This window comes from Nocardiopsis suaedae (genome assembly GCF_027706745.1).
Lineage (GTDB): Bacteria > Actinomycetota > Actinomycetes > Streptosporangiales > Streptosporangiaceae > Nocardiopsis_A > Nocardiopsis_A suaedae.
On sequence record NZ_JAQFWP010000005.1, the window covers coordinates 1 to 20916 of the forward strand.

Here is a 20916-nt window from a genome sequence, read left to right on the forward strand (position 1 = left end):
GCTCGCTGGGCTCATAACCCAGAGGTCGCAGGTTCAAATCCTGTCCCCGCTACCACGGCGAAGGGGCCCAGTACCGAGGTACTGGGCCCCTTCCGCGTTTCCCGGGGAACCGCGGCGGGCGGGCGCCTCACTCGGCCGGGCGCGTGCGCCCCTCCTCGATGGCGATCCTGCGGTCGGCGGCCGCGGCCACCGACGGCTCGTGCGTGACGATGACGACCGCCGTGCCCCGGGTGCGGGCCTGCACCAGGAGCTGGTCCATGATCTGCTCGCTCGTGGCGCCGTCCAGGGCGCCCGTGGGCTCGTCGGCGAGCACCATGGCGGGGTCCATGCTCAGCGCCCGCGCCAGGGCCACACGCTGCTGCTCACCGCCGGAGAGCTGGTGCGGCCGGGAGGTCACCCGGTCCCGGAGCCCCACCGACTCCAGCAGCCTGCGGCCGTGCGCCCGGCGCCGGACGGCGGGCACCCCGCCCAGCACCATCGGCACGCACACGTTGGCCAGCGCGGTGCGCCGCTCCAGCAGGTGGAAGGTCTGGAAGACGAACCCGACGCCGGTGTTGCGCAGCCGCGCCCGGCGGCCCTCGCCCAGCCGCGTCACGTCGACGCCGTCGAAGACGTGCTCACCCCCGTCGGCCCGGTCCAGCAGCCCGATCATGTTCAGCAGCGTGGACTTGCCCGAGCCCGACCGGCCGACGATCGCCACCACCTCGCCGCGGCCCACCTCCAGCGCGCAGTCGACCAGCACCGGCAGGCGCCGGCCGTCCACGCTGAAGGACTTGTGCAGGCCGCTGATGCGCAGCAGCGGATCGGAAGCGCCCATCAGCCGACCTCCACCACGCCGCCCTCGGGCCCCTCGCCGCCCCCGCCGCCGGGAACGTCGAACTCCTCGGACAGCGGGACCGGGTCGAGCACCTGCTCCCCCTCCTTCAGGCCCTCGGTGACCTCGATCATCTCGCCGTCGGTGATGCCGAGCACCACGTCGCGCTCCTCCTCGGCGCCGTCCGGCCCGACCACCACCACCTGGCCCTCCTCGCTGCCGCCGCGCACCGCGGTGGCCGGGACCAGCAGCGCCCCCTCGGAGGAACCGGTGGTGACCGAGACCTTGCCGGTGACCCCGGCGAACACCTTCATGTCGTCGGGCACCCGGCAGGTGAGCTGGGCGGTGGCCTCCCCGCCCCCGGAGTCGGAGCCGGGCATCATGAGCCCCTCGGGCCCTTCACCGCCCCCGTCGTCGGAGCCGGAGTCGGAGGAGGCGTCCTTGGCGCCCAGGGACATCAGCTCGCAGGTCTCGGCGGGCGGCCCCTTGTCGATCTTGAGGGTGATCTCCTCGGGGTCGTCGTAGAAGCGGTACAGGTCGTTGGGCGGGATCTCGGCGACCGCGCGGTACCGGCCCCCGCTGATGGAGGCGACGGCGCCGCCCGGCTCCACCGGGTCCCCGGCCTCCAGGTCGCCCAGGCCGGTGACCTTCCCGTCGACCGGTGCGGTGAGGTTCACCTCGCGCGTCCGCGGTCCGTCCCCGCCGTCGGCGTCCTCGCCGCCGCCGGGCGGGGCCTCGACGGGGGCGCGCACGGTGACGATCGGCGCGCCCTGCTCCACCTCCTGGCCCTCGCCGACCCACACGCGGGTGACCGTGCCCCCGCGCTTGGCGACGACCTCCTTGGCGGGGTCCTCCTCGACGACGGCGTCCAGCACCACCGTGTCGGTGATGTCGCCGACCTCGACCGGGTAGGCGGAGGCCGCGGAGAGCGCGTCACCCCCGCCGGGCTCCTCCGGAGGGGGGTCGCCGCCCCACAGGGCCCACGCCCCGCCCGCGCCGCCGACCAGCACGACGGCGACCGCCGCGACGATGATCCATTTCCTCACGTGATCCGCTCCTCTTCGCGCGGCCTTCGGCCCGGCCGCTCGTCACTCCGGTCGACCGTCATTCCCGCAGGCCCGCCACGACGGAGATGCGCAGCGCCCGCCAGGCCGGGATGATCCCCGCGAGCAGGCCCACCCCGGCCGCGCTCCCCAGCCCCACCAGCACCCCGGAGAGCGGGACGGTGATCACCACCCCCTCGGGCAGCCGGTCGGCGAGCAGGGAGTGGGCGACCCCGGCGGCGCCGTAGCACAGTGCCAGCGCGACCACCCCGGCGACCAGGGCCACCACCACCGCCTCGGCGACCACCACGACGAACATGGACAGCCGGTCGGCGCCCATCGCGCGGTAGACGGCGAGTTCGCGGCGGCGCTCGCGGACCGTCACCAGGCCCACGTTGAGCACGCCGAGCAGGCCGGTGGTCAGGGTGATGGCGGCGATGCCCAGCAGCCCCAGCGACAGGTAGCCCATGGCCTCGTCGATCGCCGCGGCGTCGTCCATCCGGTAGACCTCGATGGTGTGCGCGCCGGCGCCGGGCGCCCACCGCCAGGCGGCACCGGCCAGCCGCTCCTTGAACCCCTCCGGGTCGTCCTCTCCGGGCGGGACCCGGACCGCGTACCGGAGGCCGCCCATCATCCCCGCGGCCTCGGAGGCGCCCTCGGGGAAGGCCATCTCCTCGGAGGCGGGGGAGTTGAGCAGGTAGGCGGTGCCGCCCTCGCCGCCGAAGGAGTCCATGGCGGTGGCCTCCACGACCCCGACCACCCGTACGTCCCGCCACGCGCGGCTGCCGATCTGCAGGCCCTCGAACCCGCCGTCGGCCTCCAGCTTCGCGGCCAGCTCGTCGGTGAGCACCACGACCGGGGCGAGCGACCCGGTGTCGCCCTCCTCGAACCACCGGCCCTCGGTGAGGTTCATCCGCCGGATGTCGTCCAGGTCGGGGTCGGTGACGGTGAACTGCACGCCCGGGACCTCCTGGTCCCCCTGGCGCATCCGGATGCCGGACTGGGGGGTGAAGTTCATCGCGGCGGCCTGCCCCCCGGCGCGCAGCAGGTCCTCCTTCAGGGCGGCGGGGTCGTCGACCGGGGGGAGGTTGACGTCGTAGGTGGCGGCGACGCCCCAGTTGGCCTCGGAGTAGGCGACCGCGTAGCGCTCGCCGACGTGCCCGGCGGTGACCACGGTGATCAGGGCGGCGACGCCGACGACGATTCCGGCGCAGGACAGGATGGTCCGCGAGACGTTGGCCCGGGAACCGGCGAAGGCCAGGACGAGGCCCGAGGTGAGTGAGCGCAGCAAGCCGGCGGCCCTTCCTCGGCGGGGTCGGGGACGGGGTGGACCCGGAGGGGCCCGACGACATCATCGCGGAGGGAGGGTGCGGCGGTTCCCCGCTGTGGCACGGGATTCGGGCGGGTCTTTCGGACGGTCCGGATCGGCGCGGCGGTGGGCCCCGCCCCGAGCGCGCCGGGGGGACCGGCGCGGCCTGCGCCGACGCGTCCGCGGCGGCGCGGGGGCGGGGACGGAGGGCGGCACGGGGGCACCGCCCCGGAAGGGCCGCGGAGTGGCCGGATCCGGCCGAGCGGAGAGGGGGACGGCTTGGCGGTGATCTCGACGGAAGTGCTGTCGAAATCGCGGGTGGTTTCCCGTGTTCAGTGCAACTTCAGTGCAACGTGTGCAGATGCGCTGGTCGCTAGGGGGAGCGTGGCCGGCCCCGGGGCCGTGGGACCGGGGCACGGCCAGGTGCTGGAGGACATGGGGGGCCAGGGCGCGTCCCTGGCCGCCGTCGCCCGGGCCCGGCGCCCGGCCCGTAGCCGCACCCACCGCTTGACACCGCCGCGGGTTCGGCAGCACTTCCGTCGAGATCACCGCGGGAGCGGTCGTCGGGTCACTTCACGCGGAAGCCGTCGCAGGAGATGAACGCGCCGTCCTCGGCGGAGGACCAGACCACCGTGTAGGTGCCCTTCTCCGGGGCCGCTGCGCCGAAGTCGCCCGGGAACTCCAGTTCGGCCCAGGTATCGCCCGCGGCCCGGGCGTCGGCGCCGCCGAGGGCGCCGCCGGGCCCGGCGACCTCGGCGCGGACCGCCAGGTCGGCCCCGCCCTCGGCGTCGCGCAGGCCGATTGGCGCCGAATCCCCGTCGACGGGCTCGCGCGGGGCGGAGGTCTCCCACGCGCCGGGCAGGGCGGTCGACGCGCGCGGTTCGCACGCGGCGGAGCCGGGGGCGAAGCGCATCGCGGACGGGGCGGGCTCCGGGGCCGCCGAGGCCTCGGCGGCGCGGTCGGCGGCGATCCGGGCCTCCAGCCCGGCCGTGTCGGGGCGGGGCGTTCCGCACCCGGCGGCGGCCAGGGCGCACGCCGCGGCCAGGGCGGCCGCCGCCGCGGGCCGGTGTGCGCGGCGGTCGGGGCGGGCGTCACGGTGATCTGCGGGCACGGACCGAAATCTACTACGGAGAGTGACCGTATGATCGCGATCCGCTGAATCGGTGGGCGCGGCCGGGCCACGGCCCGACCGGGGGCCGGTCCGGCTCAGACCGGGCGGACCGGCGTCGGCCCCCCGTTCAGCCACGTCAGCACGCGGTCGTGCAGGGCGCCGTTGGTGCACACCAGGGCGCCCCCGTCGGTGAAGTTCTGCCCGCGCAGGTCGGTGGCGCGGCCCCCGGCCTCCTCCAGCAGGACCGGCAGCGGCGCGGCGTCCCACAGCGACAGCTCCGGTTCGGCGGCGATGTCCACCGCGCCCTCGGCGACCATCACGTGCGACCAGAAGTCGCCGTAGGCGCGGGTGCGCCACACCGAGCGGGTCAGGCCCAGGAACGCCTCCAGGCGCCCGTGCTCCTCCCATTCGGCCGTGTCGGAGAAGGAGAGCGAGGCGTCATCCAGCTCGGAGACCTTCGACACCCAGCAGCGGGTCGCCTTGGTCAGGCTGCGCCCGTTCCAGGTGCCGCCGCCGAGCGTGGCCCACCACCGGCGGAACAGCGCCGGGGCCGAGATCAGGCCGACCACCGGGCGGTCGTGCTCCAGGAGCGCGATCATCGTCGCCCACACGGGGACGCCGCGCACGTAGTTCTTCGTGCCGTCGATGGGGTCGATCACCCACACGCGGTGGCTGTTGCCGGTCTTCCCGTACTCCTCGCCCACGACCGCGTCGCGCGGGCGCGCGCGGGACAGGACGCTGCGGACCGTCTCCTCCACCGCGCGGTCGGCCTCGGTCACGGGGGTCAGGTCCGGCTTGGTCTCCACCTGCAGATCCAGGGAACGGAAATGCTGCAGAGAGATGTCGTCGGCCGCGTCCGCCAGGACGTGGGCCAGACGCAGATCATCGTCAAAGGACGCCATGGCCGGTAACGCTACCGTCCCCGCACGCCCCGCGGCAGTCCGGCACCCCCGCGCACGGAGGATCCGCGCCGCGGGGCGCGACCTGGGCCCCTCTTCCCGAGGGGCCGGGATGGCACCATGGCCCCATGGCCTCCGAAGCATCCTTCCCCGCGGCGCCCCCGGCGGCGGGCGCCCCCCGACAGGGCGACGTCCGCGAGCGGCTGCTGGACGCCGCCTACGCAGCCGTGGTCGCGGGCGGGTGGACGCGCATGCGGATGGCCGACATCGCGGCGAACGCGGGCGTGTCCCGGCAGACGCTGTACAACGAGTTCGGGGCCAAGGAGGGGCTGCTGCAGGCGGTGGTCATCCGCGAGGCCGACCGCTTCCTGGACCGCACCGAGGCGATCGTCTCCGGCCACCCGGGCGACCCGGCCGAGGCGGTCCGCGAGGCGGCGCTGTGGACGCTGCGCGCCTCGGCGGAGAACCCGCTGGTGCGCGCGGTGATCACCGGCGAAGGGGAGCTGCTGCCGGTGCTGACCACCCGCTCCCGGCCGCTGCACCTGGCGCTGCAGGAGCGGATGAACGCCTACCTGCGCCGCCACCACCCGCGCCTGGGGGAGCGGGGCGAGGTGCTGGTGGAGGTCTCCGCCCGGCTCATGGTCTCCTACGTGGTGTCGCCGACCGACCCCGAGGTGGCGGCGTCCCGCGTCGAGGCGGTGGCCCGCGCCCTGGCCGGTCCGGTGCGCGAGACCGCCTGAGACGACGGCGACCGCCGGACGGGCGGGACGCCGGCCGGGGCGCTGACCGGGTCGGATCGAGATCCCGAGGACGCGCCCCCCGACACCGGCCGGCCCCGGCCCTCCGACGGCCCTTCGGCGGTCCCGCAAGGGCGGAGCGGCGGTTTCCTTTTTCTCCCCTTCGGGATGAGACTGGCAGGGTGAGCGAAACGACGACCGCGCCGCCGCCCCGCCCCGCGGCGCCCGCACTCCTGTTCGACCTCGACGGCACCCTCATCGACAGCGTGTACCAGCACGTCATCGCCTGGCGGAACGCGCTCGCCGAGGCCGGGATCGACCTGGCCGTCTGGCGCATCCACCGGCGCATCGGGATGAGCGGCGGGCTGTTCGTCAACGCCCTCATGCGGGAGACCGGCCTCAAGCTCACGGCCGAGCAGGTCGAGGAGGTGCAGCGGGCGCACGCCGAGGAGTACCTCAAACAGCGGGCGTCGGTGGTCCCCCTGCCCGGCGCGGTGGAACTGCTGCGCACCCTGACCGACCGGGGCATCCCCTGGGCCATCGCCACCAGCGGGCAGCGCCGCACCGCCGGGCACGCCCTGGAGCTCCTCGGGCTGCCCGAGGACACCGTCATGGTCACCCGCGACCAGGTGCGGTTCGCCAAGCCCGACCCCGACCTGTTCCTGGCCGCCGCCGACCGGCTGGGCGCCGACCCGCGGCAGACCATGGTCGTCGGCGACAGCGTGTGGGACCTGCTGGCCGCCCGCCGCGCCGGGGCGCTCGGGGTGGGGCTGCTCTCCGGCGGGTACGGCCGCGACGAACTGGAGCGCACCGGCGCCTACCGGGTCTACACCGACCCGGCCGACCTGCTGGCGCGCCTCGACGAGCTGGGTGTGCGATCGGGGGACGAAGCGGTGTGACGGGCGGCGGCGGGCGACCGGAAAAGCGGGTGACGTCCCGCGCGGCCTCTGCTTGCATGGGGGCCATGTCCGACCCTGACGCACTCCGCCTGCTCGGGCTCCTCAGCGCCCCGGACCGGCTGCGCGCGCTGTCGGCGCTCGTGCTCGGCGCCCGCACGGGGGAGGAGGTCGCCGACCGCACCGGGATGCCGGCCAGGGACGCGCTGGCGGCCCTGGAGAGGCTGGAGCGCGGCGGCGTCGCCGTGCGCGAGGAGGGCGGGTGGCTGCCCCGGCCCGAGGCGCTGCGCGAGGCGGTGGCCCGTGCGGCCGAGTCCCGCGCCGAGGACCCGGCGCCCGAGGGCGCGGGCCGCGAGGAGGCCAAGGTGCTGCGGTCGTTCCTGCGGGAGGGCCGCATCGTGGCGCTTCCGGTGCAGCGGGCGAAGCGGTTGGTGGTCCTGGACCACGTGGCCCGCGCGTTCGAGCCCGGGGTGCGCTACAGCGAGCCCGAGGTGAACGCGGTGCTGCGGGCGTTCCACTCCGACCACGCGTCCCTGCGCCGGGCCCTGGTCGACGAGGGCTTCCTGGACCGAGACAGCGCCCGCTACTGGAGGTGCGGGGGCACCGTGGACGTGTGAGGCGGGGCCGCGGGGGTCAGGCCCCCTCCTCGCCCGTCCTGCTGGCCAGCAGGCGGCGCAGGGACGCGACGCGCTGCTCCGACAGCCTCCCGCCGGCCGCCCACAGGTCCAGGGCGCACCCTTCGGCCTCGCCGGTGTGCGGGCACCCCGGCGGGCACTCGGCGACGGCCTCCTCCAGGTCGGGGAAGCCCGCCACCACGTCGTCCGGGTCGATGTGCGCCAGCCCGAAGCTGCGCACGCCCGGGGTGTCGATGATCCAGCCGCCCCGGTAGGGCAGCGCCACCGCCGACGTCGAGGTGTGGCGGCCGCGGCCGGTGACCGGGTTGACGTGGCCCACCGCCCGCTCGGCCTCCGGGACCAGCCGGTTGACCAGCGTCGACTTGCCCACGCCGGAGGAGCCCACGAGCACGCTGGCGCGGTCGGTGAGGAGGGCCTCCAGGTCGGACAGGTCGCCCTCGTGCTCGGTGACCACGTGGCGCAGGCCCAGCGAGGCGTAGTCGTCCAGCAGGCCGCCGGGTCGGGCCAGGTCGGACTTGGTCAGGCACAGCAGCGGGTCGAGCCCGGCGTCGTAGGCGGCGACCAGGCAGCGGTCGATCAGCCGCGGCTGCGGGCCGGGGTCGGCGAGCGAGCAGACCACCACCAGCTGGTCGGCGTTGGCCACGATCACCCGCTCCACCGGGTCGGTGTCGTCGGCGGTGCGGCGCAGGACGGAGGTGCGGCCCTCCACCCGCACCACGCGGGCCAGCGTGTCGGGGGTTCCGGACACGTCGCCGACCAGGGCCACCCGGTCGCCCACCACGATGCTGCCGCGGCCCAGCTCGCGGGCCTTCATCGCGGTGACCTCGCGGCCGTCGACCAGGCAGCGGTAGCGGCCCCGGTCCACGGCCGTCACCATCGCCGAGCGGGCGTCCTCGTGCTTGGGGCGTTTGCGGGTGCGGGGGCGCGATCCCCCCCGCGCGCGGACGCGGACGTCGTCCTCGTCCAGGTGGCGGCCGCCGCCCCTCACGCCACGACCCCCGCCCACAGCTCCGGGAAGTCGGGCAGGGTCTTGCCGGTGGTGGCGATGTCCTCCACCTCCACCCCGGGGACGGCCAGGCCGATGACGGCGCCGGAGGTGGCCATGCGGTGGTCCTCGTAGCTGTGGAACAGGCCCCCGTGCAGCGGGCGGGGGCGGACGACCAGGCCGTCGGGGAGCTCCTCGGCGTCCCCGCCCAGGCGGTTGACCTCGCGCACGAGTGCGGCGATGCGGTCGGTCTCGTGCCGGCGCAGGTGGGCGATGCCGGTCAGCCGGGAGGGGGAGCCGGCCAGGGCGGCGACCGCGGCGACCGTGGGGGTGAGCTCGCCCACGGCGCGCAGGTCGGCGGTGATGCCGCGGACCGTGCCGGTGCCGCGGAACTCCAGGCCCGCGTCGGTGAACACGGCCTCGCCGCCCATCCGGGTGAACAGGCCGCGCAGCGCGTCGCCGGGCTGGGTGGTGCGGCGGGGCCAGTCGCGCACGGTCACCCGGCCGCCGGTGACCAGGGCCGCGGCGAGGAACGGGGCGGCGTTGGACAGGTCCGGCTCGACGGTGACGGCGTCGGTCTTGACCGCGCCGGGGGCGACCTTCCACACATCGGGCTCGGCGGTGTCCACCCGCACCCCGGCCTCGCGCAGCATCTCCACCGTCATGTCCAGGTGGGGCTGGGAGGGCACGGGCGGGCCGGCGTGGCGGACCTCTACCCCCTCGGTGAAGCGGGCGCCGCTGAGCAGCAGGGCGGAGATGAACTGGGAGGAGCCCGAGGCGTCCAGCTCGACCGGGCCGCCGCGCAGGGAGCCGGTGCCGCGCACGGTCATGGGCAGGGCGCCGCGGCCGCCGTCGTCGATGTCGGCGCCGAGGGCGCGCAGGGCTCGCAGCAGAGGGCCGACGGGGCGCTCGCGGGCCCGCGGGTCGCCGTCGAAGCGCACGTCGCCGTCGGCGAGGGCGGCGAGCGGGGGCACGAACCGCATCACGGTCCCGGCGTTGCCCACGTCCAGGTGCACCGGGCCGCGCAGGGTGGCGGGGGTGACGGCCCAGTCCTCGCCGTCCTCGCGCACCCCGGCGCCCAGGGAGCGCAGGGCCTCGGCCATGAGGCGGGTGTCGCGGCTGCGCAGCGGGCGGCGCACGGTGGCGGGCGTCTCGGAGAGCGCGGCCAGCACGAGGGCGCGGTTGGTCATCGACTTCGAGCCGGGCAGCGCGACCTCGGCGTCCACGGGGTGCTCGGCGGTGGGCGCGGGCCAGTGCGGTGCGGATGCAGGCATGCCACCAGCCTAGCCGCCGGGTGCGGGGGGCCTACCGGGTTCGTCAGGTCGCGCGCGTGCCAAGCTGGCGCCGCGGGCAGACGACCGCGGGCGTACGACCGGAGGAAAGGGCGGGGCGATGGCGGCGGAGACGCGGCACCGGGACAAGGAGCACGGGTACGAGGTGCGCGTGCGGTGGACGGGCAACCGGGGCGAGGGCACGGCGTCCTACCGGGCCTACGGGCGCGACCACGACGTGGAGGCGGAGGGGCGGCCGCTGCTGAAGGGGTCGGCCGACAAGGCGTTCCGGGGCGACCCGGAGCGCTGGAACCCCGAGGACATGCTGGTGGCGGCGCTGAGCGAGTGCCACATGCTGTCCTACTTCGCGCTGGCGGTGGGCGCGGGCGTGAACGTCGTGGCCTATGAGGACCGGGCGACGGGCACGATGGTCACCCACGCCGACTCCAGCGGGGAGTTCACCGAGGTGGTGCTGCACCCGGTGGTGACGGTGGCGGAGGCCTCCATGGTCGGGAAGGCCGAGGCGCTCCACGAGAAGGCGCACGCGGCGTGCTTCATCGCCCGGTCGGTCAACTTCCCGGTGCGCAACGAGCCGGAGATCCGGGTGCAGGAGGGGTAGGCGGTGCGCCCCGCCGCCCGTCGCGGCGGGACGCTCCGCGTGTTCAGGAGCGCTCCAGCAGGTCCCGGCCGAGTCCGGTGGCCCAGTGCAGGGCGCGGCGGCCCTCGTGGCGCGTGCGGACCAGGCCCGCGTCGCGCAGGACGTTGAGGTGCTTGCTGACCGTCGCCGGCGACACGGCGGCGACGCCGGCCAGGCCCGTCGTCGTCCGGCCGCCGCCGTCGCCCACGAGCTCCAGCAGACGGGCCCGGGTCGGTCCCAGGAGCGGTTCCAGGCCGGTCGGGCGCTCCGGCGGGTGGGCCCAGTCCGGAGCGCGGTCGACCGGGTACACCAGCACCGGCGGCAGGGCGGGGTCGGCGGGCATCACCGGGCGGGCCCAGCAGAAGAGCGAGGGCACCAGCAGCAGGCCGCGCCCGCCGAGGTGGACCTCGCGGTCGAACGGGTAATCGGCCTCCAGCACCGGCGGCCGCCATCGCAGGATCGGGGCGAGCGAGGACAGGAGCCCTTCGGTGCCGGCGGACCGCAGCGCGCCGAGCCGACCGTGCAGATCGGCCTGCACATGGTCGCGGACCCGGTTCCAGTACGGGGACAGCGCCCCGCGGCGGTAGGTCCGCAGGGCGTCTCCCAGGGCCTTCAGCGCACCGGCCCCTCCTTCGGCGAGCGGGAGCGGCGGCGTCGGCGCGCGTACCCGCGCGGCCATGATGTCCAGCTCCCGCCGGATCCGCGGCCGCGGTGTGGCCAGCACGTTCTCGATGCCCTCCTCCGGGTCGGCGGCGGGGTCCGCCGGGGTGAGGAAGTCCGGGCAGTAGCTGGCGTTCGGAGCCAGGGCCAGCAGCGTGCGCAGCGCCCGCTCATCCGCACCGCCGTCGGCGAGCGTTCGGCGCACCTCCCCCCGCCAGGCGCCGAAGGCCACCGCGCCCTGCCGGTGCTGGAGCAGGTGGAGGCTGTTCACGGCCTCCCACATCGGGTCCGGGGCGTCCGCCAATCGGACGCGCGCGAGATCATCCCGGGTGAAATGGATACGCAGTCCGCCGCCTTTATCTGACATGTCGGACATCTCCAATTCGTGTGGCCGGGGGCGGCCACGATGTCGCGTCGAGGAAAACGTACACCCGTATCGGGCCCCGGGTCCCCAGGATGAACCCCGACCCCGCCGAGAATTCATTCGGGGGCGGGGTGGACCGATGGGAAGGGGGACGCATGGGAACGGCGCGGAAGTCCGCCGCGCCCGTGCCCGGCCCAGCGCGCGCCGCGGTGCGCGCGGGGGTGCGCAGGGCGGTGCGCACGGCCGCTCCGGCCGCGTTGGCGCTCCTCATGGGCTCGGGGGCGGTGGCCGCGTGCTCGGCCCACGGGGGCGGGCCGGGAGGCGTACAGGGGGATCCGCGCGCCGTGACGGACGGAGAGGAAAGGCTCCTCGGACGCGCTGAGGAGATCCTCCTCCGTGAATGCATGAAGGATCACGGTTTCGAATACCGGATCGTCGAGGACGAGACCCCGGCCGAAATCGGGAAGTTCCCCTATGTTATCGACGACCCGGAATGGGCGGCCGAACACGGCTACGGTTCGGGGCTGCGGAGAGAGGTCGCCGAACTCCGCGAAGAGGACCCCAACCAGCGCTATTTCAATGCCCTTCCCGAGGACCGGAGGCGGGAGGCGCTGCGCGCCGCCAACGGGCCGAGCCCGGTCGGCATCGAGGCCACCACCCCCGACGGGATGGAGCTCGGCCGCAGCGACCAGGGGTGCCGCTCACAGGCCCAGCGCGAGCTGTACGGGGACCTGCAGGCGTGGTTCCAGGCCACGACCACCGTCGACGCCCTGGAGGGCATGCGGCGCGACCGCGTCGTGGGCGACCCGGCCTATGAGGAGGCCGCCGCCTCCTGGTCGGCGTGCATGTCGGAGGCGGGCCACGACTACGCGACCCCGATGGAGGTCCGCCGGTCGCTCCCGCCGCCGGACGACCCCCTTCCCGAGGACGAGGAGACCGCCCTGGCGGTCGACGAGGCCGAATGCGCCCAGGAGACCGGCCTGGGCGAGACGGCCGACGAACTGGACCGGCAGTACGGCGACGAGCTCCGGCGCGAGTACCGCTCCGCCGTGGAGACCCGGCGCCGGCTGCAGCTGGACGCCCTGCCCCGGGCCCACTCCGTGACCGGCGAATCGGAGGAGGGGGCCGGGCAGGCGTGAGCCGGGGGCGCGCCCCCGGCCGTCAGAGGGGCCGGCGACAGGCCGGCAGAGGAACCGGACGAGGAACACGCGAAGGAGAGAACGATGGCCATCAAGCGCATGCTCGCCGTGACCGGCGCGGTCGCCGCGGCGACCCTCCTGTCCGCCCCCGCCGCCCAGGCCGAGGAGGCGGCGCCCCAGGCCGCGCCGGCCCAGGCCGAGGCGCAGGCCGACGGCTACCTGCACGTCTACACCGGCTACAACGGGGCCGGCTGGTGCGACTCGTGGAAGGGCAACTCCGGCGACTGGGGCGTCTGCCGCAACCGCGTCTCGTCGCTCTGGAACAACGGCTACCCGGGCAACTACGACGACGTCTGGGTCTACTGGGGCCTCAACCACTCCGGCGCGCGCCGGGGCGTCTACAACGGCGTCGCGCTGAACGACCTGCGCAAGTGGGACTTCGACGCGAACACGGGCGCGGGCTCCGGGCAGGCGCTCAACAACAACATCTCCTCCCACCAGTGGACCAACCTCCCCTAGCGCGATGACCGGAGCGGCCGCCCCGGCCGCTCCGGGCGTTGTGCGGACCGCCCCCGGCGCCCGCGCGCCCCCTCGGCCGGGCGCCGGGGCCCACCTAGGATCGGCGGCATGGCCACGAGCGACGCGGCGACACCGGAGGAGTACCTCGCCGGGCTCGGCGAGGAGCGCAGGGCGGTGCTGGCCGAAGTGCGGCGCACCATCCTCGACAACCTGCCCGAGGGGTACGAGGAGGGCATGGACTTCGGGATGATCGGCTACCACGTCCCCCTGGAGCGCTACCCGGAGACCTACAACGGCCGCCCGCTGGGTTATGTGGCGCTGGCCGCGCAGAAGAACCACAACGCCCTGTACTTGATGGGGGTCTACGGGCCTGAGCAGGACGAGTTCCGCGAGGAGTGGCGGGCGACGGGCAAGCGCCTGGACATGGGCAAGGCGTGCGTACGGTTCAAGCGGCTCGACGACGTCCCGCTCGACGTGGTGGGGCGGTGGGTCGCCCGGTGGCCGGTCGAGGAGTTCATCGCCCGCCACGAGCGCCTCCGGGCCCGAGGAGGGGCCGGGGCATAGGGCCGCCGGTGCCCTCTCAGGCGCCGGCGGCCGCGTCGCCTCCGGGCGGGTCACTCACCGCCCGGGGTCTGCATCAGGCCGAAGCCGGCCCCCTCGGGGTCGGTGAGGGCGGCGGCGGTGACGCCGCCGGGCATGCGCATGGGCGGCATGACGGTGGCGCCCCCGGCCGCGGCCGCCTTGGCGACGGTGCCCTCGATGTCGGCCGTCGCGAAGGAGGGGAGCCAGTGCGGCGGGATCTCCTTCGGGTAGCCCTCGTCCGATCCCTGGTCGAAGACGCCGCCGAAGGGGGTGCCGTCCAGGGAGAGGACCCGGTAGCCGGAGCCCCCGCCGAACTCCCAGCCGAAGAGGCGGCCGTAGAAGTCGGAGGCGGCGGCGACGTCGCGGGTGTGCAGGTCGACCCAGCACAGCGAACCGGGCTCGCCCATGATCTGGGCCCCGGCGAAGTCCTCGGCCTGCCAGAGCTGGAAGACGGCGCCCGCGGGGTCGGCGGCGACGGCGAAGCGGCCTTCGTCGAAGACGTCGACGGGCCCGAACACGGCCGCGCCCCCGAGCCCGCGGACCGTGTCGAGCGCGGCGCCGATGTCCTCCACCCGGAACGAGACGTTCCAGGCGACCGGCTGCTCATCCCCGTAGAGGGGGGTGATGGCGGCGACGCGGCGGCCGCCGAGCGAGGCGATGGTGTACCCGCCGGCCTCGGGGCGGGGGTCGGTGGCGGTGTCCCAGCCGAACACCCGGCCGTAGAAGTCCCCTTGCCGGGGGATGTCCGTGGCCCCCAGCTCGACCCAGCAGGGGCCGTTGACCTTGGGTTCCGTCGTCATCGTCGGTCTCCGTCCGCTGTCGCCGTTCGCCATCGGCGGCCGATGCCCCGGATGCTAAGCGGGACCGGTGACGTTTTCCGGTAGACGCGCGGGTGACGGACGGGACCGTGCTGGGCGCGCCTTCTCGGCGGCCCGGGCGGAGGAAGCGGGTGGCCGCGCCGGGGGCGGGGCCACCCCGCGGCCGGTCAGGCGCCCAAGTGGGCGACGATGCGGGCGACCATGTCCTGCGTGTCGCTCATCTGTGTCTTGAGGGTGGCCACGTCGCTCTTGAGGGTGGCCACGTCGCTCTTGAGGGTGGCCACGTCGCTCTTGAGGGTGGCCACATCGCTTTCGAGAGAGCCGAGTCGGTTCCCCACCGAATCGAGGCGTCCTTCGACCGACCCGAGCCGCGCGTCCATCGCGTCGAATCGGAGGTTGACCTGCCGGAACCCCTCCCGGGTCTCGCGGCGGTGCTCCATGAAGGCGTCGGCGAGCGAGTTGATCCGGTCGTCGGTGTTGGCCTGGTAGGCCTGGATGCTCTTCTTGTCCAGAGAGTGTTCGACGAAGGCGGCTTCGAGGTTGGCGAGCCGTCGTTCGAGCTTGCGCATCGGGGATGTCCCCTTCCATCGGGGAAGTAGGTGCTCACAGGCTAACCGTGGTGTGGCTGTCGAGCGGGGTAGCGCGTGAGCCTGTGGATGACCGTCGGGGCGCCAGGTTAGCCCACTTGTAAGCACCTGTCATCTGACGTCGTAGGACGGAATACATTGTTTGAGGGTGAATAGTGTCGTTGCATGGAGATCGATCTCGATGGCCCGGAACCGCTGTACGAGCAGATCGCAGCCGTACTGGGCGCCCGCATCACGGACGGGACGTATGAATCCCGACGCAGGATCCCGTCCGAGGCTGCACTGTGCGAGGAGTTCTCTGTGTCCCGGCCGACCGCGAGAGCGGCCGTGAAGCTCCTGAACGATCGAGGGCTCACCGTGACGGTGCGCGGAAAGGGCACGTTCGTCGCCGGGGAGGAGTGATCCCGTCCGCCCCGGCTAGGGCGTGTTTCTCGGATCATTTTCGGCTCGCGACCACCAGGACGACGCTCGCTGCGCCGGGACGCTCGAGCAGCCAACCAGGATGAACTTCGCGCCCCGTCTTGCGAGCGCCGCCCGGGACGGCCGCTCGCTGATCGAAAAGCCTCCGAGAAACACGCCCTAGCGGAAGGACCAGCCCGACCACCGGGCCACCCGGATCAGGATGACCGGTCCTTCCGGGCGTCTGCCGGAGTATTGGGCGTACCGCGCCTCCAACAGGTCGAGCGCGTGCTCGCGCTCCTCGCCCTCGGAGACGACCTGTGCCGTGCCGTCCGCCCGTGCCCACCAGAGCTGGGACCAGTCGTCCGAGTACACGTCCACAAGCAGGCACACCTTCGGGTTCTGCCTGATGTTCGCCAGGCGCTTCACGTTCACGGTCGACTTGGGCTTGTGGTCGACGGCGATCACGACGGTGTCGCGGTCGACCGCGAACGTCACCGGAACGCAGTGCGGCCGCCCGTCCGCGGAGACGGTGGACAAGCGCGCCACACGGCTCTCCATGAAGGCCTTCCGGGCCCGTTCGGATGTCCACCGCACCCTCCGACCTTCGCACGCGCGGCGGCCCCGGCTCCAGAGATCTGGGCCGGGGCCGCTCGCCGGTCACAGGGTCAGACGCCGACTCCCTTCCGCATCGCCCGGGTGCCGAAGGTCAGGCCCACCGCGGCCACCGCGGCTGCGGACAGGGCTCCCCAGGCGATCGACGGGTCGGTGAACGACCCCGTGAACAGGGCCCGCATCGCGTCGGCGATGTGGGTCACCGGGTTCACCATCGCCACCGTCTGCAGCCACTGCGGCCCGAAGTCCATCGGGAGCAGCACCCCCGACAGCAGCATCAGCGGGAACACCGCCAGTTGTGTCACCCCGTAGAACAGCTCCCCGCTCGGGGCCGACTTCATCGCCAGCAGGAACGACAGCGAACCCAGCCCCACACCGAACACGGCCAGCAGGAGCAGGCCCGCCAGCAGCCCCAGCGGGTACAGCTCGAACCCCATCGGGACCGCCAGCAGCACGATCAGCACGGCCTGCACCAGCAGCACCGCGAACTCCTTCAGCGTCCTGCCGATCAGCATCGCCGTCCGGTTCATGGGGCTGACCAGCATGCGCTCCATCGCGCCGCCCAGGAGCTCCACCAGCAGGTTGTAACCGGCCATCATCGGGCCGAACAGGGTCAGCATCACCAGCACGCCGGGGACGAACCACTGCCACGACCCGCCGCCCCCGCCGGCGCCGACGCCTCCCAGGAGCGGGCCGAAGAAGAACAGGAGCAGCAGCGGCTGCGCCATCGTGAACAGCAGCCCCAGCGGGTCCCGTACCGAGGGGGTGATCTCGCGGGTGAAGACGGTCGCGACATCGCGGGAGAAGGACGCCGCGGGCGAACGGGCGGGAACGGGGGCGGGCGGGAGGGAGGCGGTGCGGACGGTCATTCGGTGGGCTCCTCTTCGGTCAGGCTCCGGCCGGTCAGGGCCAGGAACACGTCGTCCAGGGTCGGGCGCACCCCGCGTGCGGTGGCGACCTTGACCCCGGCCCCCTCCATCGCGGCCAGCACCTCCGGTAGGGCCGAGTCCGCGTTCGGGACGGGGATGCGCACGGTGGGGTCGGCGGTGCCGGAAGGGGTGGGTGACGGGTCCGCCGGGGCGGAGGCGAAGCGGGCGGCGACGCCGTTCGCGCGCGCGGCGTCGCTCGTGTCACGGAGCCCCAGGTCGATCCGGTCGCCCGCGAGTTCCGCCTTGAGCTCGTCGGCGGTCCCATCGGCGATCGTCCGTCCCCGGTCCACGATCACCACCCGCTCGGCCATGGTGTCGGCCTCCTCCAGGTAGTGCGTGGTGAGGAACAGCGTCATGCCGCTCTCCTCGCGCAGGCGCAGAATGAACTCCCAGACCTCCGCCCGGCTGTGCGGGTCCAGGCCGGTCGACGGCTCGTCCAGGAACAGCAGCTCGGGGGCGTGCACCAGCCCCAGGGCGATGTCGACCCGGCGCCGCTGTCCGCCCGAGAGCGTGGTCGGCGTCCGGTCCGCGAGTTCCCGGAGTTCCAGCCGGTCGAGGAGTTCGTCCGCGCGCTCCTTGGCCCGCGCCCGGGTCATTCCGTAGGCCTTGCCCTGCGCCACCAGCTCGTCGCGGACCCGGTGGTGGTCGGAGGCGGCGTTCTTCTGGCTCACATAGCCGATCCGGCGCCGCACCGCCGAGGGGTCCCCGGCGATGTCGCCTCCGGCGACCGTCGCGCTCCCCGAGGTCGGCGGGAGAAGGGTGGTGAGCATCCGCAGGGTGGTCGACTTTCCGGCCCCGTTGGGGCCGAGGAAGGCCAACAGCGTGCCGGCCTCCACGTCCAGGTCGAGGCCCCGGACGGCCTCGACGCGCTCCTTCCCGCGCTTGCGCGTGAAGGTCCTCGACAGTTTTCGGGCATGGATCATGGCCCCTCCTCGGGGGTGGCTCGTAGGAGACATCGAGCGGGTCCGCGCCCGCTTCCCGGCACGGCGAAGGCCCCCGTTCAGGGGGTGCTCGGCTCGGAAGGGCCTTGATTCTCACCCGCGGAATCCGGGAAAGCAAACACGAAGACCACGTTCACGTTTACTCTGACCTGCGGAAACGGCGAAATGTGAACGTGGCTTCGAGGAAAATTCTTCAGGCTCCGGAGGGTGGCGGGAATGGACGCGGGCAATGCGGGCCGCCCGTCACCGCTGCGGGTTCGGAGGCTCCTCGTCCGGGCGGCGGTCGGTGAAGAGGCGGACGCCGTCGGCGAGGTCGTGGGAGCGGTGGGAGAGGTGGTCGGCGTCGAGAAGTGAGCGGTAGGGGCGGGCGGCACGCGGAGGCGGGTCGTCGAGTTCGGCGAGGAAGCGGTTGACCTCGGGCTGGACGAGGGTGGGGGCGTGGTCGGCGTCGCGGTCGCGGGCGGTGGCGATCCAGAGGTTGTTCGTGCGGCGGATGGACCACCGGTGGCCGTAGTAGGTGCGGAGGAGTTCGAGGAGGGGGTCGCGCTCGCCGTTCATCGGAGGCCTCCCCGGAGGGCGGCCAGGACCCGGTGCAGGTCCCGCGAGCGGTGGACGGCGGCGATCGCGCGGTCGACTTCACAGGTGAGACAGGTGAGGACGTAGCGGCGAACACGGGGTGCGGGAGGGTGGTTCCGGCGGATATGGTCCATCTGTCGTCAGCTCCGTTGTAGATGGTGGCCACGCCCCCGGACGGCTGCAACCGTCGCGGGGGTCTTGGTGTCTCCACCTCTGATGCCGGTGTAGGTCGGGTGGATGCGTGTTCCTATGCCGACCACCGTGAAGCGAGTCGCCTGCTGAGGACCAGCGCTTTCACCGCGTAGCCGATATTGGTGCGGGTTTGGTGAATCCGGTGAACACCTGGAGTAGTGCGGTGCATACTTGAGGCGAGCTGGTGGAGGGCGCCATGGCGGACCGCAAGTCCAAGCCCGAGTGGGCCACGTTCGGTGACGAGCTGCGGAGGATGCGAGAGCGCAGAGGGAAAACAGGGGCGGCGACGGCCAAGGCCGTCGGTCTCTCACCGACCATGTACTCGTCGATCGAGCGTGGAAAGCGGTTCTGCCTGCGAGAACACGCGGTGAACCTTGATGAGTTCCTGGGGGCCGGCAACGAGGTGGTCCGTACATGGACTCGCATGAGCGCCCCGGAAAGGCTGCCTGATTGGTTCTACCGAGTCCCTGAACTGGAACGCTCCGCTTCGGAGATCCGAGAGTTCCAGCCGCTTCTCATCCCCGGCCTCCTCCAGACCAGGTCGTACGCCAGGTCGCTGTTTCGGGCATCAAGACCCGGGGCGCGGGCGGTCGAGGTGGAGCGCATGATCGAGGCGCGCGTCGTCCGTTGGGAGCTTCTGGAGGACGACCAATGCCCGCTCCTGTGGTTCGTGCTGGGCGCCAGTGTGCTGACCGGCCCAGTGGGACCGGACACATGCATGGCCGAGCAGCTTGGCCACCTCTCGGCCCTAGTCGAGGATGGCAAGATCTACCTCCAGATACTCCCCACGGACGCGCCTGCCGCTCCTGGTAGGGACGGTCCCTTCCGTCTCTATCGCTTTCCTGACCGGCCAACGATCGTGTCGGCGGAGTACATGACCGGTGAGAAGATCATCGATGACACCGAGCCTGAGAAGCTTCGGCATTGCGAGATAGTCTTCGGTGCGCTCCAGGCAGCTTCTCGGCCGACCACTGATGCGCTGGATCAGATCATGAAGGCGAGGACGAAGTTCCAATGACGAGCGACGAGACTTCGTGGCACAAGAGCAGCTATAGCGGCTCGTCGGGGAGCTGTGTCGAGGTGGCTGAAGCAGAGTCCGTCCGCGTGCGCGACACTCAGAACAGGGACCTCGGGCACCTTGGGTTCTCTGCTCCTGAGTGGGCCGCCTTCCTGGTCTGCGTCCGCGACCGGGAACTCTGACGCCCCGCGGTCCCGGTCTTCGCCGGGGCCGCGCGCGCTCCTCTCCGTTCAGTGCCAGACTTGTTCCCATGTGCGGACGTTTCGCCAGGGCCGGGAACGCCCACGAGCTCCAGCTCGCCTTCGACTTCGCCGAGGTGCCCGACCCCTCGGCCCCGGCCGACCCCCGTTCCCGGCCGCCCCTCGAAGAGCTGGAACCGGACTACAACATCTGCCCGGGCAAGCCCGTCCACGCCGTCCTCGGCACTCCGCCCAACGAGGCCGCCCGGGGCGTCCCGCCCGGTCCGCGCAGTCTGGCCACCTTCCGCTGGGGGCTCATCCCCTCCTGGGCCAAGGACGCCGACGTCGGCTTCAAGATGATCAACGCGCGCGGGGAGACCGCCGCCGAGAAGCCCGCCTTCCGCGCCGCCCTCGCCCACCGCCGCTGCCTGCTGCCCGCCGACGCCTACTACGAGTGGCAGCTCCTGCCCGACGCCGCCCCGGGCACCGCCGAACCCGGCACCTCGCCCTCCACCGACCCCGGGCACAAGCGCCGCAAGGCCTCCGCGAAGAAGAAGCCGTTCTCCGTCTCCTACCCCGGCGGCGAGCCGCTGGCCCTGGCCGGGCTGTTCGAGCGCTGGCGCGACCCGGACGCCCCCGAGGGCGACCCCGCCGCCTGGGTGTGGAGCTGCACCGTCGTCACCACCCAGGCCACCGGCGGCCTGGAGGACATCCACGAGCGCATGCCCGTCGTCGTCCCCCGCCGGGAATGGGCGGCCTGGCTCGACCCGGCCTCCGGGCTGGCCGACGTGCAGCGCGTCATGGCCTCCACCCCGGTCGGCGCGTTCGCCGTGCGGGAGGTCTCCACCGCCGTCAACAGCATCAAGAACAACGGCCCTGAGCTGCTCGAACCCCCGGCCCCGGCCGCGGCGGGCGGGGACGGCACACTTTTCTGACCGGTGCGCCCGGCGGGGACCCGGGGTGGATCGCGCCGCCCCGCCCCGGTTAGGGTGGCCCCGGTCATATGATCGCCGCGCCCCACGCGCGGCGCACCGTGACGACGGTGCGTGATTCGACAATCG

25 protein-coding genes are annotated in these 20916 nt (G+C 73.5%); 11 read left to right on the forward strand and 14 right to left on the reverse strand.

Annotated features, from left to right (window positions below):
• Positions 1–127: 127 nt before the first annotated feature.
• The 5 genes from O4U47_RS03980 to hisN form a co-directional block, all read right to left on the reverse strand.
• Positions 128–817, reverse strand: coding sequence for an ABC transporter ATP-binding protein (locus O4U47_RS03980; RefSeq protein WP_270676151.1), 690 nt, complete (start codon positions 815–817; stop codon positions 128–130).
• Entirely contained in the window at positions 817–1860 is a 1044-nt protein-coding gene (locus tag O4U47_RS03985; RefSeq protein ID WP_270676152.1) for an efflux RND transporter periplasmic adaptor subunit, read from the reverse strand. The genes O4U47_RS03980 and O4U47_RS03985 overlap by 1 nt, the downstream gene beginning before the upstream one ends.
• Before the next feature lie 58 nt (positions 1861–1918).
• Positions 1919–3148 carry an ABC transporter permease gene (locus O4U47_RS03990; protein ID WP_270676153.1) on the reverse strand — a complete coding sequence of 410 codons (1230 nt, stop codon included), beginning with the start codon at positions 3146–3148 and terminating at the stop codon, positions 1919–1921.
• A gap of 586 nt (positions 3149–3734) precedes the next feature.
• Positions 3735–4277, reverse strand: coding sequence for a hypothetical protein (locus O4U47_RS03995; protein ID WP_270676154.1), 543 nt, complete (start codon positions 4275–4277; stop codon positions 3735–3737).
• 95 nt (positions 4278–4372) lie between these two features.
• Positions 4373–5179, reverse strand: coding sequence for a histidinol-phosphatase (gene hisN, locus O4U47_RS04000; RefSeq protein ID WP_270676155.1), 807 nt, complete (start codon positions 5177–5179; stop codon positions 4373–4375).
• 125 nt (positions 5180–5304) lie between these two features.
• On the opposite strand from hisN, the gene O4U47_RS04005 reads away from it, so the two are divergent.
• The 3 genes from O4U47_RS04005 to O4U47_RS04015 all read left to right on the forward strand — a co-directional run bounded on the left by O4U47_RS04005 (position 5305) and on the right by O4U47_RS04015 (position 7426).
• Positions 5305–5916 carry a TetR/AcrR family transcriptional regulator gene (locus O4U47_RS04005; RefSeq protein ID WP_270676156.1) on the forward strand — a complete coding sequence of 204 codons (612 nt, stop codon included), beginning with the start codon at positions 5305–5307 and terminating at the stop codon, positions 5914–5916.
• A 179-nt stretch (positions 5917–6095) separates the two neighbouring features.
• On the forward strand, positions 6096–6812 hold the full coding sequence (locus tag O4U47_RS04010; RefSeq protein ID WP_270676157.1) for an HAD family hydrolase: 717 nt from the start codon (positions 6096–6098) through the stop codon (positions 6810–6812).
• 65 nt (positions 6813–6877) lie between these two features.
• Positions 6878–7426, forward strand: coding sequence for a DUF2087 domain-containing protein (locus O4U47_RS04015; protein WP_408638923.1), 549 nt, complete (start codon positions 6878–6880; stop codon positions 7424–7426).
• A 16-nt stretch (positions 7427–7442) separates the two neighbouring features.
• On the opposite strand, the gene rsgA is transcribed toward O4U47_RS04015, so the two are convergent.
• Entirely contained in the window at positions 7443–8432 is a 990-nt protein-coding gene (gene rsgA, locus O4U47_RS04020) for a ribosome small subunit-dependent GTPase A (protein ID WP_270676159.1), read from the reverse strand.
• The gene (gene aroA, locus O4U47_RS04025) at positions 8429–9703 is read right to left on the reverse strand and encodes a 3-phosphoshikimate 1-carboxyvinyltransferase (RefSeq protein ID WP_270676160.1); all 1275 of its coding nucleotides are present in this window, start codon (positions 9701–9703) and stop codon (positions 8429–8431) included. The genes rsgA and aroA overlap by 4 nt, the downstream gene beginning before the upstream one ends.
• A 118-nt stretch (positions 9704–9821) precedes the next feature.
• On the opposite strand from aroA, the gene O4U47_RS04030 reads away from it, so the two are divergent.
• Positions 9822–10319, forward strand: coding sequence for an OsmC family protein (locus O4U47_RS04030; RefSeq protein ID WP_270676161.1), 498 nt, complete (start codon positions 9822–9824; stop codon positions 10317–10319).
• A gap of 43 nt (positions 10320–10362) precedes the next feature.
• Here O4U47_RS04030 and O4U47_RS04035 read toward each other — a convergent pair whose 3' ends face one another.
• Positions 10363–11268, reverse strand: a complete 906-nt coding sequence (locus O4U47_RS04035; RefSeq protein ID WP_270676162.1) for an ArsR family transcriptional regulator — start codon at positions 11266–11268, stop codon at positions 10363–10365.
• A 497-nt stretch (positions 11269–11765) separates the two neighbouring features.
• On the opposite strand from O4U47_RS04035, the gene O4U47_RS04040 reads away from it, so the two are divergent.
• From O4U47_RS04040 to O4U47_RS04050, 3 genes are all read left to right on the forward strand, one after another.
• Positions 11766–12500, forward strand: coding sequence for a hypothetical protein (locus tag O4U47_RS04040; protein WP_270676163.1), 735 nt, complete (start codon positions 11766–11768; stop codon positions 12498–12500).
• Positions 12501–12584: 84 nt separating this feature from the next.
• Entirely contained in the window at positions 12585–13019 is a 435-nt protein-coding gene (locus O4U47_RS04045) for a hypothetical protein (RefSeq protein WP_270676164.1), read from the forward strand.
• Between the two features lie 108 nt (positions 13020–13127).
• Positions 13128–13583, forward strand: coding sequence for a DUF1801 domain-containing protein (locus tag O4U47_RS04050; protein ID WP_270676165.1), 456 nt, complete (start codon positions 13128–13130; stop codon positions 13581–13583).
• Between the two features lie 50 nt (positions 13584–13633).
• Here the strand turns inward: O4U47_RS04050 and O4U47_RS04055 are convergent, their stop codons facing one another.
• Positions 13634–14401: a VOC family protein gene (locus O4U47_RS04055; protein WP_270676166.1), complete on the reverse strand. Its 768-nt coding sequence runs from the start codon at positions 14399–14401 to the stop codon at positions 13634–13636.
• A gap of 185 nt (positions 14402–14586) precedes the next feature.
• Positions 14587–14988, reverse strand: a complete 402-nt coding sequence (locus tag O4U47_RS04060; protein WP_270676167.1) for a hypothetical protein — start codon at positions 14986–14988, stop codon at positions 14587–14589.
• Positions 14989–15171: 183 nt separating this feature from the next.
• On the opposite strand from O4U47_RS04060, the gene O4U47_RS04065 reads away from it, so the two are divergent.
• On the forward strand, positions 15172–15408 hold the full coding sequence (locus O4U47_RS04065) for a GntR family transcriptional regulator (RefSeq protein ID WP_270676168.1): 237 nt from the start codon (positions 15172–15174) through the stop codon (positions 15406–15408).
• Between the two features lie 177 nt (positions 15409–15585).
• On the opposite strand, the gene O4U47_RS04070 is transcribed toward O4U47_RS04065, so the two are convergent.
• From O4U47_RS04070 to O4U47_RS04085, 4 genes are all read right to left on the reverse strand, one after another.
• The gene (locus O4U47_RS04070) at positions 15586–16002 is read right to left on the reverse strand and encodes a TIGR03668 family PPOX class F420-dependent oxidoreductase (protein WP_270676169.1); all 417 of its coding nucleotides are present in this window, start codon (positions 16000–16002) and stop codon (positions 15586–15588) included.
• Positions 16003–16073: 71 nt separating this feature from the next.
• The gene (locus O4U47_RS04075; RefSeq protein ID WP_270676170.1) at positions 16074–16889 is read right to left on the reverse strand and encodes an ABC transporter permease; all 816 of its coding nucleotides are present in this window, start codon (positions 16887–16889) and stop codon (positions 16074–16076) included.
• Positions 16886–17872, reverse strand: coding sequence for an ATP-binding cassette domain-containing protein (locus O4U47_RS04080; protein WP_270676171.1), 987 nt, complete (start codon positions 17870–17872; stop codon positions 16886–16888). Before O4U47_RS04080 ends, O4U47_RS04075 begins: the two co-directional genes overlap by 4 nt.
• A 261-nt stretch (positions 17873–18133) precedes the next feature.
• Complete coding sequence (locus O4U47_RS04085) at positions 18134–18448, reverse strand: hypothetical protein (protein WP_270676172.1); 315 nt, start codon at positions 18446–18448, stop codon at positions 18134–18136.
• A gap of 406 nt (positions 18449–18854) precedes the next feature.
• On the opposite strand from O4U47_RS04085, the gene O4U47_RS04090 reads away from it, so the two are divergent.
• The 3 genes from O4U47_RS04090 (at position 18855) to O4U47_RS04100 (ending at position 20790) form a co-directional block, all read left to right on the forward strand.
• Positions 18855–19676, forward strand: a complete 822-nt coding sequence (locus tag O4U47_RS04090; protein ID WP_270676173.1) for a helix-turn-helix domain-containing protein — start codon at positions 18855–18857, stop codon at positions 19674–19676.
• Positions 19673–19858, forward strand: coding sequence for a DUF397 domain-containing protein (locus O4U47_RS04095; RefSeq protein ID WP_270676174.1), 186 nt, complete (start codon positions 19673–19675; stop codon positions 19856–19858). The genes O4U47_RS04090 and O4U47_RS04095 overlap by 4 nt, the downstream gene beginning before the upstream one ends.
• A gap of 68 nt (positions 19859–19926) precedes the next feature.
• A complete protein-coding gene (locus O4U47_RS04100) occupies positions 19927–20790 on the forward strand; it encodes an SOS response-associated peptidase (RefSeq protein ID WP_270676175.1) in 864 nt (287 codons plus the stop codon).
• Positions 20791–20916 lie beyond the last annotated feature (126 nt).